Annotated in this window: 17 protein-coding genes, 1 tRNA gene, 1 pseudogene and 1 riboswitch; of the genes and pseudogenes, 8 read left to right on the plus strand and 11 right to left on the minus strand. The window is 68.7% G+C overall.

Annotated elements, in window-relative coordinates:
- The 6 genes from VTU_RS27840 to VTU_RS0117145 all read right to left on the minus strand — a co-directional run.
- Nucleotides 1-242: FAD-dependent oxidoreductase (locus tag VTU_RS27840; RefSeq protein ID WP_010106415.1), on the minus strand; the 242-nt coding region annotated here is incomplete at its 3' end.
- On the minus strand, nucleotides 220-1035 hold the full coding sequence (locus VTU_RS27845; protein ID WP_010106416.1) for a branched-chain amino acid ABC transporter permease: 816 nt from the start codon (nucleotides 1033-1035) through the stop codon (nucleotides 220-222). The genes VTU_RS27845 and VTU_RS27840, both read right to left, overlap by 23 nt.
- Nucleotides 1032-2009, minus strand: a complete 978-nt coding sequence (locus tag VTU_RS0117130; RefSeq protein ID WP_010106417.1) for a branched-chain amino acid ABC transporter permease — start codon at nucleotides 2007-2009, stop codon at nucleotides 1032-1034. The genes VTU_RS27845 and VTU_RS0117130 overlap by 4 nt, the downstream gene beginning before the upstream one ends.
- Nucleotides 2010-2012: 3 nt before the next feature.
- Entirely contained in the window at nucleotides 2013-3182 is a 1170-nt protein-coding gene (locus VTU_RS0117135; RefSeq protein WP_010106418.1) for an ABC transporter substrate-binding protein, read from the minus strand.
- A 47-nt stretch (nucleotides 3183-3229) separates the two neighbouring features.
- A complete protein-coding gene (locus tag VTU_RS0117140; RefSeq protein WP_040893049.1) occupies nucleotides 3230-4288 on the minus strand; it encodes a maleylacetate reductase in 1059 nt (352 codons plus the stop codon).
- An 11-nt stretch (nucleotides 4289-4299) separates the two neighbouring features.
- Nucleotides 4300-5142: an intradiol ring-cleavage dioxygenase gene (locus VTU_RS0117145; RefSeq protein WP_010106421.1), complete on the minus strand. Its 843-nt coding sequence runs from the start codon at nucleotides 5140-5142 to the stop codon at nucleotides 4300-4302.
- Between the two features lie 184 nt (nucleotides 5143-5326).
- Between VTU_RS0117145 and VTU_RS0117150 the strand changes: the two genes are divergently transcribed.
- Nucleotides 5327-6256 carry a LysR family transcriptional regulator gene (locus VTU_RS0117150; protein WP_010106423.1) on the plus strand — a complete coding sequence of 310 codons (930 nt, stop codon included), beginning with the start codon at nucleotides 5327-5329 and terminating at the stop codon, nucleotides 6254-6256.
- 31 nt (nucleotides 6257-6287) lie between these two features.
- On the opposite strand, the pseudogene thiC reads toward VTU_RS0117150, so the two are convergent.
- A pseudogene (gene thiC, locus VTU_RS27850) lies at nucleotides 6288-8182 on the minus strand (phosphomethylpyrimidine synthase ThiC).
- A gap of 78 nt (nucleotides 8183-8260) precedes the next feature.
- Nucleotides 8261-8385: riboswitch (TPP riboswitch) on the minus strand.
- A gap of 26 nt (nucleotides 8386-8411) precedes the next feature.
- Nucleotides 8412-9299, minus strand: a complete 888-nt coding sequence (gene thiD, locus VTU_RS0117160) for a bifunctional hydroxymethylpyrimidine kinase/phosphomethylpyrimidine kinase (protein ID WP_050809533.1) — start codon at nucleotides 9297-9299, stop codon at nucleotides 8412-8414.
- 142 nt (nucleotides 9300-9441) lie between these two features.
- Here thiD and thiO point away from each other — a divergent pair, with 142 nt between their 5' ends.
- From thiO to VTU_RS0117175, 3 genes are read left to right on the plus strand one after another with little or no spacing between them, the layout of a single operon-like run.
- Complete coding sequence (gene thiO, locus VTU_RS0117165) at nucleotides 9442-10584, plus strand: glycine oxidase ThiO (RefSeq protein WP_029554514.1); 1143 nt, start codon at nucleotides 9442-9444, stop codon at nucleotides 10582-10584.
- On the plus strand, nucleotides 10581-10787 hold the full coding sequence (gene thiS / locus VTU_RS0117170) for a sulfur carrier protein ThiS (RefSeq protein WP_010106429.1): 207 nt from the start codon (nucleotides 10581-10583) through the stop codon (nucleotides 10785-10787). The genes thiO and thiS overlap by 4 nt, the downstream gene beginning before the upstream one ends.
- Before the next feature lie 11 nt (nucleotides 10788-10798).
- On the plus strand, nucleotides 10799-11608 hold the full coding sequence (locus tag VTU_RS0117175) for a thiazole synthase (protein WP_010106433.1): 810 nt from the start codon (nucleotides 10799-10801) through the stop codon (nucleotides 11606-11608).
- 40 nt (nucleotides 11609-11648) lie between these two features.
- On the opposite strand, the gene VTU_RS35450 is transcribed toward VTU_RS0117175, so the two are convergent.
- The 3 genes from VTU_RS35450 to VTU_RS0117185 all read right to left on the minus strand — a co-directional run bounded on the left by VTU_RS35450 (nucleotide 11649) and on the right by VTU_RS0117185 (nucleotide 12820).
- Nucleotides 11649-12065, minus strand: coding sequence for a cation diffusion facilitator family transporter (locus VTU_RS35450; RefSeq protein WP_265597342.1), 417 nt, complete (start codon nucleotides 12063-12065; stop codon nucleotides 11649-11651).
- Nucleotides 11966-12649, minus strand: coding sequence for a cation diffusion facilitator family transporter (locus VTU_RS35455; RefSeq protein WP_265597341.1), 684 nt, complete (start codon nucleotides 12647-12649; stop codon nucleotides 11966-11968). Before VTU_RS35455 ends, VTU_RS35450 begins: the two co-directional genes overlap by 100 nt.
- 97 nt (nucleotides 12650-12746) lie before the next feature.
- Nucleotides 12747-12820, minus strand: a tRNA-Cys gene (locus VTU_RS0117185).
- Nucleotides 12821-12949: 129 nt separating this feature from the next.
- On the opposite strand from VTU_RS0117185, the gene VTU_RS35580 reads away from it, so the two are divergent.
- From VTU_RS35580 to VTU_RS0117200, 4 genes are all read left to right on the plus strand, one after another.
- Nucleotides 12950-13084, plus strand: coding sequence for a hypothetical protein (locus VTU_RS35580; RefSeq protein ID WP_010106434.1), 135 nt, complete (start codon nucleotides 12950-12952; stop codon nucleotides 13082-13084).
- Between the two features lie 17 nt (nucleotides 13085-13101).
- Nucleotides 13102-13251 (plus strand): type II toxin-antitoxin system RelE/ParE family toxin, encoded by a 150-nt coding sequence (locus VTU_RS35585; protein WP_010106435.1) that lies wholly within the window; start codon nucleotides 13102-13104, stop codon nucleotides 13249-13251.
- Nucleotides 13248-13553 carry an addiction module antidote protein gene (locus VTU_RS0117195; RefSeq protein ID WP_010106436.1) on the plus strand — a complete coding sequence of 102 codons (306 nt, stop codon included), beginning with the start codon at nucleotides 13248-13250 and terminating at the stop codon, nucleotides 13551-13553. Before VTU_RS35585 ends, VTU_RS0117195 begins: the two co-directional genes overlap by 4 nt.
- Before the next feature lie 81 nt (nucleotides 13554-13634).
- Nucleotides 13635-13911, plus strand: a 277-nt coding sequence (locus tag VTU_RS0117200) for an FAD-binding protein (protein ID WP_029554516.1), incomplete at its 3' end; no start/stop codon positions are given.

Here is a 13911-nt window from a genome sequence, read left to right on the forward strand (position 1 = left end):
CGAGCGCTTTGCACGGACTCCAGCCGAATGGGTGCGGCAAAGCCGGCCTGCGGCGCGACGGCGCAGTCGCCGGCGGCGAAGATCGCCGGGTCCCGGGTTCGGCCATGCGCGTCGACGACGATGCCCGCGGCCGTGGCCAAGCCAATGCGCTGCGCCAGTTCGTCGCACGCGTGGTTGCCAATGCCTACGAGCACCGTGTCGGCCGGCAAGCGCTCGCCGTCAGCCAGCCGCACGGCGCGCACCCGGGTGTCGCCTTCGAGCGCTGCGACCTGCGCACCCAGCACGAGCCGCAACGATCAGCGTGCCGGACTGTGTCCAATGCATCATCGAGGGACTGACCAGGCGATTCAGTTCCACGTTCAGCACCCCGGCCAGGCCGCACACCAGGCCCGCGATCACGAAGGCAAGCAGTTTGTACCGGCGCGTCGGGTAGCCGATCGCGCCCATGCGCACCGCGTTCTCCCGCAGACCGATCAGCACCATGCCGAACCGTGCCTGCAGCAAGCGGTGCATGAAGAACAGCGCCAGCATCAGCACGGCCAGGCAGGTGTAGTAGAAACCCGCGTCGGTTCGCAACGGCCAGCCGTCGGCGAAGCCGAAGGATGAGCGCCGATCCATTTGCAGGCCGTCGTCGCCGCCCACGCTGCTCAGCGAGACGAACACGCAATAGAACATCTGCGCCAGCGCCAGCGTAATCATCAGGAAATGCACGCCGCTCGTGCGCAGGCTGATGCTGCCGATGAGCCAGGCCACGGCGCCGGTCACCAGCAGCGCGATGGGCCAGGAAATCCAGGCGCTGTCCAGACCCTGGCCGGCGAGGATGGCCACGGCGTACCCGCCGATGCCGATGAAGACCGCGTGACCGAAGCTGACCATTCCGCCATAGCCCAGCAGCAAATTCAGGCTCGTCGCCGCCAGCGCGTAGACCAGGATGCGGGTCGCCAGCACGAGGTGGAAATCCTGGCCCAGCGCTTCCAGCAGCGCGGGCAGCGTCAGCATCAGCACGGCCGCGCCGGCCAGAGGGAGACGGCTCATGTCGGCAGTTCCCGGGGGGTGTCCGCCGGGGTGGCCCGGGCGGGGCTGCGGCGCCGCGCGCCGCCTGTGTCCTGCGCAAACAGGCCGGCCGGGCGCACCATCAGCACGCCCGCCATCAGCACGTAGGCCGAGATGGAGGCCAATGCGGGGCCCAGTTCGGAGGCTGTATGCGCCGGCAGCAGCCGGCCCAGCAGGCCCGGCAGCAGAGCGCGGCAGAGCGTGTCCAGCGTGGCGATGAGCAGCGCAGCCAGAAAGGCGCCGCGAATGGAGCCAATCCCGCCCACGACGACGACGATGAAGGCCAGGATCAGAACCTCCTCGCCCATGCCGACCTGCACCGAGGTCAGCGGCCCCATCGCGGCACCGGCCAGGCCGCTGAGCACCGCACCGAAGGCGAAGATGGCGGTGAAGAGCGCTTTCACGTGCACGCCCATCACCTGCACCATCTCGCGGTTCGACGCACCTGCGCGCACCCACATTCCCAACCGCGTGTGGCCAACGATCCAGTACAGCAGCAGCGCCACCGCCAGCCCGGTGCCGATGATGAGCAGCCGGTAGGCGGAGTAGTGCAGGTCGGCAAACAGGTGCACGGAGCCGGCCAGCGCCTCGGGCACGTTGTGGGAGACCGGCAGAGCCCCCCAGAGCAGACGCGTGCTCCCATTCAGGATCAGGATCAGCGCGAAGGTGGCCAGCACTTGGTCCAGAGGGTCCAACGGGTACAGCCGGCGCATGAGTCCGAATTCGAGCAAGGCACCGATGAGGGCCATGGCCAGCAGTCCTCCCAGCAGCCCGAGTACGGCGGAGCCGCTGCGTTGCGTCAGCGTGGCCGTGAGAAAGGCGCCCAGCATGTACAGCGAACCATGCGCCAAATTGACGAGCCCCATGACGCCGAAGACCAGCGTCAAGCCAGCGGCGATCAGGAACAGCATCAGCCCGAGTTGCAGGGCGTTCAGCAGGTGTTCGATCCAGAGCATGGCCTACTTGCGCATCTTGCAGGCGCTGGCGTAAACATCGCCGTGCTTGCTGCTGATGCGACTCCCGGTCCTGTTGTAGAGCCGGCCCGACGCGTCGCGGCTCACCGTGCGGATGTGGTAGTCCTGCAGCGGGAACTGATTCGGGCCGAGCATGAAGTCCCCGCGCACGGAGTGGAACTTGGCGTTGGCCAGCGCGTGGCGCAGGCTCGCCGGGTCGTCGACGTTGCCGCCGTTCTCCCGCACTGCGGCGTCCAGCAGCATGATCGCGTCGTACCCGTGCGCGGCGTAGAAGCTGGGCAGGCGCTTGTAGGCCTGCTCGAACGCGGCGACGAAGGCCTTGTTCGCGGCGTTGTCGGTATCGGTGGACCAGGAGCCGGCGTTGACCAGCCCGAGCATGCTCTCGCCCGTGGCCGCGAACAGGTCCTGATCGGACGTGGTCATGGTGGTCAGCAGAATCGACGGGTCCAGATTCGCCGCGCGCAGCTGTTTGATGAAGTTCGCGCCCATGCCGCCAGGCAGAAAGAAGAACACGGCGTCGGGCTTTTGGTCCTTCTGGCGCGCGATCTCCACGGCGAAGTCGAGCTGGCCCAGCTTGGGGTAGGCCTCATCGACGACGTCGCCCTTGTACATGCGTTTGAAGCCGGCAATCGCGTCGCGGCCGGCCGGGTAGTTCGGGGCGATCGTGGTGATCCGCTTGTAGCCCTTGTCCGTTGCGTATTTGCCGGCGGCCTCGTGCACGCTGTCGTTTTGCCAACTCACGTTGAAGAAGCCCGGGTCACATTTCTCACCGGCGTAGGCCGAGGGGCCCGCGTTCGAGCTCAGCACGATGCGCCCGGCCTCCAGCACCACCGGTGCCGCGGTGAGCAGCACGTTGGAGTAGATGATTCCGGTGAGCACCTGCACCTTGTCTTTCCGGACCAGGCGCTCGGCCACCTGTTTGGCAATGCCGGGGTTGAACTGGTCGTCCGCCACCACCAGAGCAGTCGGCTGACCACCGACCTTGCCGCCGAGCTGCTTGACTGCCAGTTCGATGCCGTCGCGCATCTCCACGCCGGGCGCCGCCTGCGCGCCGCTGAGCGTGGTCAGCACACCGATGCGCAACTCGGCCGCGTTCGCGCCCGTGCAAGAGAGGGTCAGCGCCAGAGCAGTCGCCGGGTACAGGAAGGTTTTCATCGGGAAGGGTCCGAACAAGGGTGGGAGGGGTCGCAAGGGGTTGCGCTTCAGGCGGCGACCGGGTCGCCCGACCAGGCCCGGCGCAACAGGCCGCGCAGCGCGTCGCGCTCCAGCGGACGGGGATTCCAATAGGGGTTCTGCAGCGCCAGTTCGAGTGCGCGGTCCAGCCCGGTGGCGTCCATTCCGATATCGCGCAGCGCCATCGGTGCGCCCAGCCGGAGCGCCAGTTCTTGCACGCCGCGGGGGCCGTCCCGGCAGTCGAGCGCGCGTGCGATACGGGCCATGGCCTGCGGCGCGGCCGGCGCGTTGTAGGCCAGTGTGTGGGCCAGCATCACGGCGTGGGTCTGCGCGTGCGGCAGGTGGAAGGCGCCGCCCAACACATGGCACAGCTTGTGGTGCAGCGCCATCCCGGCCTGACCCAGCACGCTGCCGCACAGCCAGGCGCCGTACAGGCAATCGGCGCGCGCGCGCAGTTCGCGCGCGTCGGCAAGCAAACCCGCAAGGCCCTGCGCCAGGGCCCGGATGCCTTCCTCGGCCATCAGGCCAAGGACCGGGTTTCCATCCCGCGCGTACAACCCCTCGGCTGCGTGCGCGATGGCGTTCAGGCCGCTGCTGATGGACAAGGCCAGGGGCAACTCCAGCGTGAGCGTGGGGTCGTACAGCACGGATCGGGGCAGCACCCGCGGATCACGGCCCGTGCGCTTGAGACCGCCTTCGGTCAGGCCGTAGATCGGCGTCATCTCCGAACCGGCGTAGGTCGTGGGCACGGCCACGATGGGCAGGCCCGTCTCCAGCGCGATGGCCTTCGCCAGACCCACGGTGGAGCCGCCGCCGTAGGCCAGCACGCCGTCTGCCGCAGTCTGGACGACAAGCTCACGGGCACGCACCACCCCGTCCACGGGCACGTGCATCGCGGCCTGATCGAACAGGCCGGCCGCACGCGGACCCAGGCGGTCGATGAGCGCCAGCGCGGCCGTGCGCTGCCGGGGCGTACACAGCACCAGCGCTTGCGCGATGCCCAACTCTTGCAGTTCGTTGCCGGTCTGCGCGATGCAGCCGTTGGCAAAGCGCACGCGCCCGGGCAGGGACTGGCAGAAGAAGTCCATCGGGGGCTGGATCACACGGCCGCCTTGTTCATGACGAAATCGAAGTCCAGTGTGTAGTGGCGCCCCTCAGGACCGTCGTGCGGCACCCACTCGGCGATCAACGAGGAACGCACACCGAACACGGCGTCGGAATCGAGATAGCGGTCCCCTTCGCGGAACACGTGCGTGACCAGGCTTTCGTAGCCTTCGGCTTCGATCATGAAGTGCAGATGCGCCGGTCGCCACGGATGGCGCCGGGTGGCGCGCAGCAGGGCGCCCACCGGCCCGTCCGCAGGGATCGGGTAGGCCTCGGCCACGACGGTCTTGAAAAAGAACCGCCCCTGTGCGTCGGTGTGCAGTACGCCGCGCGCCTGGTGCTGCGCCAATCCGGGCCGCTGGACGTCGTACAAACCTTGCGCATCGGCTTGCCAAACTTCGATGCGCGCTGCGCCCAGCGCGTCCCCGGCTATGCCCTTGACCGTCCCACGCACCAGGCAGGGCGCGCCCTGGGCGCCATTGGCCACGTCGTCGCCATGCGCGTAGCTCGGGGCACCGGCCACGTGGAACGGGCCAAGCACCGTGGCCTGCGTACAGCCAGCGGGCTTGGGGTTATTCATGGCCACCGTCAGCGTCGAAAGCCCCAGCGTGTCGCTGAGCAGAATGAACTCCTGGCGCTTTTCGTCGCACTGCTGGCCAACGGCGGTCAGGAAGCGGATGCCCTCCATCCACTCCGCTTCGCTCAGCCGCGTCTCGCGCGCAAAGGCGTGCAGATGTTGCACCGCATTGGTGAGAATCTCCTGGAGCCGCGGGTCCGGCGTTTGCTCAAAGCCTGCGATGACCGCCTGCGTGATCGTGTCCTGGTCCAAGTTGCGCAAAAGGGTCTCCTGAAGTGTTCGGTGTTTGGCCGAACAGATGGTGAAAACTGTAGCTCTCTGCTGACCGCCGTGGAACCGCCGGCGGCGTAAAACTGTTTTCCACTTGGCGGGGAAAACCTTTGCACTGCGCTGCCCGCCGGCTCACCCCGCGGCATGCGCAGGGCGCGCGACACAGGAGTCTTCAGTGGATCACTGGACCGAAATCGAGCTCTTCGTGCGGATAGCGGAATCGGGCAGCCTCAGCCGGGCTGCAGAGACGCTCGGTCTGTCCAACGCGGCCGCGAGTCGCCACCTGGTTGCGCTGGAAGCGCGGCTCGGCGCCAGGCTGGTCGAGCGCAACACGCGCAGGCTGTACCTCACGGACGTCGGGCAGGCGTTCTTCCAGCGCACCAAGCCCATCCTGCTCGACTTGAAGGACGCCGAGCAGTCCGCGAACGCCGCGTCGCTGAACCCCTCGGGGACGCTGCGCGTGACGGCATCGCTCTCGTTCGCGGTGCAGCATCTGGCGCCGGTGATGCGGGAGTACACGCGCATCTACCCCGAGGTGCGGGTGCACATCGAGGTGGCGAACCGCTATGTGGACATCATCGACCAGAACATCGACGTGGCGATCCGCACGCGCGAGTCCGAGCCGGATTCGAACACCACGATCCGCCGCTTGGCCGAGACCCGCCGCATTCTGGTCGCGTCTCCCGGCTACCTGGCGCAGCATGGCCCGTTGCGCTTACTGGAAGATTTGAGCGCGCACCGACTGCTGATCTATACGTATGCGAACAATCCGAACGAATTGCGCTTCTCGCGCGATGGCCGGACCACGGTGGTACAGGTCCACGGTCTGCTGGAGTCCAACGACGGCCAAGTGCTGCGCGCCGCGGCGCTGGACGGCATGGGCATCCTGATCCAGCCAACCTACATCCTGTACGAAGACATCGTCGCGGGCCGATTGGTCCCGGTACTCGACGCCTGGGATCTGCCGCGCCTCACGATCAACCTGGCGTACCCCAGCCGCAAGTATCTGTCGGCGAGGGTGCGCAGCTTCATCGATTTCTTCGCCGCGCATTTTTGCAAGATGGACTATGAGCGCAAGTGGACGGCGCGCTTTGGTGCCCGCTGAGGGCGGCCTCCCGGGCCGCCGGCAGCGGCGCTCATTCAACGGGTGTCAGCGGCACGTAGAGTTCACCGCCCTGGCGCCGGAACTCCTGCGCCTTGGTCTCCAGGCCCAGGGCCTGCGCGCGCTCCTCGGACAGGCCCTGCTGCGCGGCGAATTCACGCACCTCGCGGGTGATCTTCATGGAGCAGAACTTGGGGCCGCACATCGAGCAGAAATGCGCCACCTTGGCCGAATCCTTGGGCAGGGTTTCGTCGTGGAACTGCCTGGCCGTGTCCGGGTCCAGCCCGAGGTTGAATTGATCCTGCCAGCGGAAATCGAAGCGCGCCTGGCTCAGCGCGTCGTCGCGCGCGCGCGCGCCCGGATGCCCCTTGGCCACGTCGGCCGCGTGCGCCGCAATCCGGTAGGCCATGATGCCCTGCCGGACGTCGTCGCGGTTGGGCAGGCCCAGATGCTCCTTGGGCGTCACGTAGCACAGCATGGCCGTTCCCATCCAGCCGATCATGGCCGCGCCGATGGCGCTGGCAATATGGTCGTAGCCCGGGGCGATGTCGATGGTCAGCGGCCCCAGGGTGTAGAACGGCGCCTCGTGGCAGGTCTTGAGCTGCTCGCTCATGTTCGCCGCGATCATGTGCATGGGCACGTGGCCCGGGCCCTCGATCATGGTCTGCACGTCGTGCTGCCAGGCCAGCCGGGTCAGCTCGCCCAGCGTGTGCAGTTCGGCGAACTGTGCCTCGTCGTTGGCGTCCGACGCGCAGCCGGGGCGCAGGCCATCGCCCAGGCTGAACGACACGTCGTAGGCCTTCATGATGTCGCAGATGTCCTCGAAATGCGCGTACAGAAAGCTCTCGCGGTGGTGCGCCATGCACCACTTGGCCATGATCGAGCCGCCGCGCGAGACGATGCCCGTGCGCCGCTGCGCCGTCAGGTGGATGTACGCCAGGCGCAGGCCCGCGTGGATGGTGAAATAGTCCACACCCTGCTCGGCCTGCTCGATCAGCGTGTCGCGAAAGATCGCCCAGCTCAGGTCCTCGGCCACGCCGCCCACCTTCTCCAGCGCCTGGTAAATCGGCACCGTGCCGATGGGCACGGGCGAGTTGCGCACGATCCAGTCGCGTGTCGTGTGGATGCTCCTGCCGGTGGACAGGTCCATCACGGTGTCTGCGCCCCAGCGGATCGCCCACACGAGCTTTTCGACCTCCTCCTCGATTCCCGAGGTGACGGCCGAGTTGCCGATGTTGGCGTTGATCTTCACCTTGAAGTTGCGCCCGATGGCCATGGGCTCGATCTCGGGGTGGTTGATGTTCGCCGGGATGATCGCGCGGCCGCGGGCCACCTCGTCGCGCACGAATTCGGGCGTGAAGATTTCCGGAATGCCGGCGCCCATCGGATTGCCCATCAGGCGCCGCTCGCGGTCTGCGTCGGCCAGGTACTGCGCCATCCATTCGCGCTTGCCGTTCTCGCGGATCGCCACGTATTCCATCTCGGGCGTGACGATGCCCTTTCTGGCGTAGTGCATCTGCGTGACGTTGGCGCCGGCCCGGGCACGCAGGGGCCGGCGCTGCAAGGCGGCGGCGTCGCTGCGCAGCCGGGCCAGGCGGGCAGCGTCTTCGCTCTTTTGGCCGTCGTCGAGAGCCACCGGGGGCGGCCCGCGTAGGGCTCGACGTCGCCGCGACCGGCGATCCAGTCCGCGCGCACGCTGGCCAGGCCCTGGCGCACGTCGATCACGGCCTGCGCGTCGGTGTAGGGGCCGGAACTGTCGTACACGCTGACCTGCTCGCCGTTGGTCAGCGCAATGTCGCGCACCGGCACGCGCAGGTCGGCGTGCAGACGGCCGGGGATATAGGCCTTGCAGGACGCGGGAAAGGGCTCGCGCGTGCGCGCGAGCAACTCGGCAAACTTCTCGCCAACGAGGGGGTCAGGGGCATTCATGGGGCAGGTCTCCAGGTTCCGGGGTGACTCGGGTACTGCTCCGGAATGGACCTGCGCCGCCCTGCGGCTGCGCGGGCTGCCAGGGCATGCGGCTCTTCTTTCGCCGGTATGAACCGGATCAAGTTCGGCGGGTTCGCAGGGCCAGCCGAATTTCTTCGGCCGCCCGGCATCTCAGCGCTTGACGCACACCCCGGAGCAGGGGCGAAGTATAGGCCAGCCGGAAAAAATATCAGCGCCTGTCGGTGACAAAACTTTGTTGTGCCACGGGGGCGTAGCCGTGGTTCAGCGGACCATGGCCATGCCCCGTGGTCACGTCCGCGCCTGCGGCAATGGCTCCCAGGAGATAGGCGCGCGCCCGCTCCAGCGCCTGCGTCAGCGGCAGGCCCAGCGCCAGGTGCGCGGCCATCGCGGACGACAGGGTGCACCCCGTGCCGTGGCCGTTGCGCGTGGCGATGCGCGCGGATTGCAGGCGGCGGACGAGCACCGGGTCGCCCTGCAGCGCGAGCACGTCCACCACCGGATCGCCCGGCAAATGCCCGCCCTTGAGCAGCGCCGCCCGCGCGCCCAGGCGCAGCAGGTCGCGTGCGGCCTGCTCCAGCGCGGACGCGTCTGCGATGCTGCGGCCAAGCAGCCAGCCGGCCTCGTCCAGGTTGGGGGTCACCACCTCGGCCAGCGGAAACAGCTCGCGCACCAGCAGGTCCACCGTTTCTTCGGCAATCAGGCGGTCGCCGCTGGTGGCCACCATGACCGGATCGAGCACCACGTGCGGCAGCGCGCCGGTGCGGATGGCGTCGGCCACCACGCGCACCACCTCGGGCGAGTGCAGCATGCCGATCTTCACGGCGTCCACGCCGATGTCCTGCACGACGGCGTCGATCTGGGCCCGGAGCATCTCCGGCGGGACGCCGTGGATGCCTGTGACGCCGCAGGTGTTCTGCGCCGTGATCGCCGTGATCGCCGTCATGCCATAGCAGCCCAGCGCGCTGAAGGTCTTGAGGTCGGCCTGGATTCCCGCCCCCCCGCTGCTGTCGGATCCGGCAATGGAGAGCACGCGGGCGTAGCGGCGCTGCGCGCGCGGCTGGGGGGGCGCAAAGTCATGGTGAAAATTATGGCGCATGCGGCCCCGCATGCGGCCCGCAGGGGATGTGCTGTAATCGGCGCCTGGCTCCCCGGAGCCCGCGCGGTGCCGGCCGCGTGTGGCGCGTCTCCGGCAACGGCGCCGCCTCTCGTCCACTGCCGCCGGCGCACGCACAGGACCCATGTCACTTCGACCCTCTTCTTTTGCCATTCTGGGCGCGGGCCTCATGGGTCGGCTGCTGGCCGTGGAACTGGCCCGCCAGGGCCATCGGGTCGACGTTTTCGACGCCGGCAGCGCTGCCGCCGAACATTCGGCCGCCAGGGTGGCCGCCGCCATGCTCGCGCCGTTGGCGGAGTCGGCGATCACCACGCCGGGGGTGGTGCGCATGGGGCGGCACGCCCTCGGCCGCTGGCCGCAATTGCTCGCAGCGCTCGCCGACCCGGTTTTCTTTCAGCAAGCCGGCACCCTGGTCGTGTGGCACCGCCAGGACGCGGCCGAAGCCCGGCGCTTCACGCGCCAGCTCGAAGCCTGCCAGCGCCTCCTGCCCGAACTGCCCGCCCTGCGGCGGCTCGACGGCCAGGCCCTGGCGCAGGCCGAACCCGCGCTCGCCGACCGCTTTGCCCAGGGCCTGTACCTGCCCGGCGAAGGCCAGTTGGACAACCGCCAACTGCTCGCCGCGCTGGCCACGCAGCTGGAGCGGCTCGCGGTGCGCGTGCACTGGCACACGCCGCAATCGCCCGCGGGTCTTGCGCCCGGCGCTGCGGGCCAGCCCGACTGGGTGCTCGACTGCCGCGGCCTGGGCGCCAAGGCCGAATGGCCCGCGCTGCGCGGCGTGCGCGGCGAGGTGGTGCGCGTCCACGCACCCGACGTCACGCTGCAGCGCCCGACGCGGCTGCTCCATCCGCGCTACCCGATCTACATCGCGCCCAAGGAGGAGCATCTGTTCGTGATCGGCGCGACCGAGATCGAATCGGACGAGCTCTCGCCCGCCAGCGTGCGCTCGACCCTGGAACTGCTGAGCGCGGCCTACGCCGTGCACCCGGGTTTTGCGGAGGGCCGCATCCTGGAACTCGCCGTGCAGTGCCGCCCCGCGCTGCCGGACAATCTGCCGGCGATCCGCCAGCCGCGCAAGGGCGTGCTGGAGATCAACGGCCTGTACCGCCACGGTTTCATGATTGCCCCGGCCTTGCTGGACGTGACCCTGGAACTGCTGAACACGGGACAATCGGCGCTTGCGCAAGATTTCGATCTGGTGCTCGCGCCTGCCCCCGGCCCGGCGCAGCCGCCCGCGCGGCGGCGTGACATGGACATGACACAGGCATGAACGTCTTCATCAACCAGACCCCGCACGAATTGCCCGAAGGGCCCGAAGGCGCCACCGTGGCCGACGCCGTGGCGGCGATGGCCGCGCGCGCCCCGTTTGCCGTGGCCGTGAACACCCGCTTCGTGCCCCGGGCCGACTACGCCACGCAGCGCTTGCAGCCGGGCGACCGCGTGGAAATCATCTCCCCCGTCACCGGCGGCTGAGCCCCCTTGCCATGACACTGCATGCCCCCCCCGATCCCCTGGTCCTGTACGGCCAAACCTTCGCCAGCCGGCTGCTGCTGGGCAGTTCGCGCTACCCCTCTCCCGCCGTGCTCGAGGCCGCCGTGCGGCGGGCGCAGCCGGCCATGGTCACGGCCGCGCTGCGCCGCCAGGGCAGCCACCCCGGCGCGAGCGGTGGCGGCTTCTGGGAACTGCTGCGCGCGCTCGGCGTTCCCGTGCTGCCGAACACGGCGGGCTGCCACGGCGTGCAGGAGGCGATCACCACCGCGCAGATGGCGCGCGAGCTGTTCAACACCCCGTGGATCAAGCTGGAACTGATCGGCGACGACTACACCCTGCAGCCCGACACGCTGAACCTGGTGGACGCCGCCGGGCGGCTCATCCGGGACGGATTCCAGGTGCTGCCCTATTGCACCGAGGACTTGGTGCTGTGCCAGCGGCTGGTGGACGTGGGCTGCCAGGCGGTCATGCCCTGGGCCGCGCCCATCGGCACCGGGCGCGGCCCCGCCAACCCCTATGCGCTGCAGACGCTGCGCGAACGCCTGGCGGTGCCGATGCTGGTGGACGCCGGGCTGGGCCTGCCCTCGCACGCCTGCCAGGTGATGGAGTGGGGCTACGACGGCGTGCTGCTGAACACGGCGGTCGCGCTGGCGCAGGACCCCGCCGCCATGGCCGGGGCGTTTGCCGACGCCGTGCGCGCCGGGCGTGCGGCGCGCCAGGCCGGCGCCATGGCCGCGCAAGATGCGGCCCAGCCGAGCACGCCGGTGCTGGGAACCCCTTTCTGGCACCACGCCCCGGCGTAGTGCGCGCTGCCTCGCAGATAGCGGCGCAGCCAGGGCCGTTTCAGCCGTGCGCGCCCGGGCTGCGGCAGGCCGTGCAGTGGTGGATCTCCACCGTGGGGTGGTGGATCGCGTCGATTCCCGCGAGGGCGGCCTTGTACATGGCGGGAGAAGCGGGCGCATGGCAGACGACCGAAGCGACCAGGGTCCAGGCGTCGTGCCCCACCGACCACAGATGCAGATCGGCGACACGGCCGCCGGCGACCGACTCCAGGCGCTCCCTGACCACGGTGCGCAATTCGGCGGGGGCCTGGGCGTCGAGCAGGACGCTGATCGTCTGGCGCAGCAACCCCCGGCTCCAGCGCAGGATCACCAGGGACGTCACCAGGGCGATCGCCGGGTCCAGCCAGCGCCAACCCCACAGCCAGGCCCCGAGCAGACCGAGGATGGCGGCGACCGAGGTGGCGGCGTCGGCCAGCACGTGCAGCAGCGCCGCGCGCAAGTTGTGATCTCCATGGCCATGGGCATGGCCGTGGTGGTGCGCATGGGGATTCCCTGGAGCATGATCCGGGTGGTGCCTGCCCACCCCGCCAGCAGCCAGACCGACAGCAGGTTCACCACCAGGCCGACGGCGGCCACCGCCATCGCCTCCAGCGCTTGCAGCGGCTCGGCGTAGAACAGGCGCCGCGCCGATTCCAGCACCAGCCAGAGGGTGGACAGGCCCAGCAGCAGGGCGCTGGTGTAGGCGGCCAAATCGTTGATCTTGCCGCTGCCCAGGCTGAGGCGGCGGTCGCGCGCGTGGCGCCGCGTCAGGTAATAGGCTGCGGACGCGAGTCCCAGGGCGACGGCGTGGCCGCCCATGTGAATGCCATCGGCCAACAGCGCCATGGAGCCGGTCCACAGCCCCGCTGCCACCTCGACCAGCATCACCAGGCAGGTGATGGCCGCCACCACCAGGGTGCGCGTCTCGGCCCGCTGGCGCGTCCCCTGACCGAAGCCGTGGTCGTGTCCGAGTCCCGCCATGGTGGTGCAGGGCGGGGCCGGCTGAATGGAAACGGATGCCATCGTGCATATCTCCTTGCCAAAGCAGCTGGCCAGGCCCACGCGGTGCGGCCGCGGCACGTGGCCCATGCCGAGGAAGTCAGGCGACTGCCATGCATCTTGGAGGCGCGGTCCGGAGTCGAACCGGACTGACCGGATTTGCAATCCGGGGCATAACCGCTTTGCTACCGCGCCAAGAAGCCAGGACAAGGATTTCCGCATTTCCCTCGCCCCGAACAGGGACGCGATTATGTCCTGTTTTCAGCCGCTTACCAAAAGACTCTGCGGTTGACGCCCCACCAAGCTGTCAACTATAGTTGGCATGTGGTCGAGATCATCAAAACCGACCTTTTCGATCGCTGGCTTGTCGGTCTCCGCGACCGGCAGGCACGCGCGAAGATCGACGTGCGCATCACGTCGATTGAGCCTTGGGGAACCCGGGCGACGCAAGGCCGGTAGGCGAAGGCGTGTCGGAGATGCGGATCGACTACGGCCCCGGCTACCGGGTCTATTTCAAGCAGCACGGCCGCGTGATGGTGCTGCTGCTTTGTGGAGGAGACAAGGGCAGCCAGGACCGGGACATAGCCTTGGCAAAGACCATTGCAGCGCAATGGAAGGAGCAATGACGATGGACGTGAAATTTAGCCGCTACGACACGGCGGACTACCTCAGGACCGAGGACGACATTGCTGCCTATCTGGATGCCGTGATGGAAGACGGCGACCCAGCGTTGGTCGCGGCGGCGCTCGGTGACGTGGCGCGGGCAAGAAACCTCAGCCAGCTTGCGCGCGACGTCGGAATGAGCCGCCAAGGGTTGGACAAGGCGCTCTCCGGTGCCGGTAACCCGAGCCTTGCAACGGTGCTGAAGGTCGCCCAGGCGCTTGGCCTGCGCCTTGCATTCAAGCCGACGCACGTGGCCCCGCCGTAGCCCGGCACAGAGCCCCAGTACGTCGAACGCTTGACTGCACGGACGGCCCATGCGGCCCGCGGCTACCGCTACGATGCGGGCATGGATTCCTTTCTTGCCCCGATGGTCGATCAGGTGCGTGCGGCAGTCGCCGACCGGGCCCCGCTGCGCATCCGCGGCGGGGGCAGCAAGGACTTTCATGGCCTGGCGCTGCAGGGCCAGGTGCTGGACACCCGGGCCCTGCGCGGCATCGTCAGCTACGCGCCCAGCGAGTTGGTGGTCAGCGTGCGCGCGGGCACGCCGCTGGCCGAACTCGAGGCCGCGCTGGCCGAACAAGGGCAATGCCTGCCGTTCGAGCCGCCGCATTTCGCGCACAGCG

It is taken from the genome of Verminephrobacter aporrectodeae subsp. tuberculatae At4 (genome assembly GCF_000193225.1).
In the GTDB taxonomy this organism is placed as follows: domain Bacteria; phylum Pseudomonadota; class Gammaproteobacteria; order Burkholderiales; family Burkholderiaceae_C; genus Acidovorax; species Acidovorax aporrectodeae.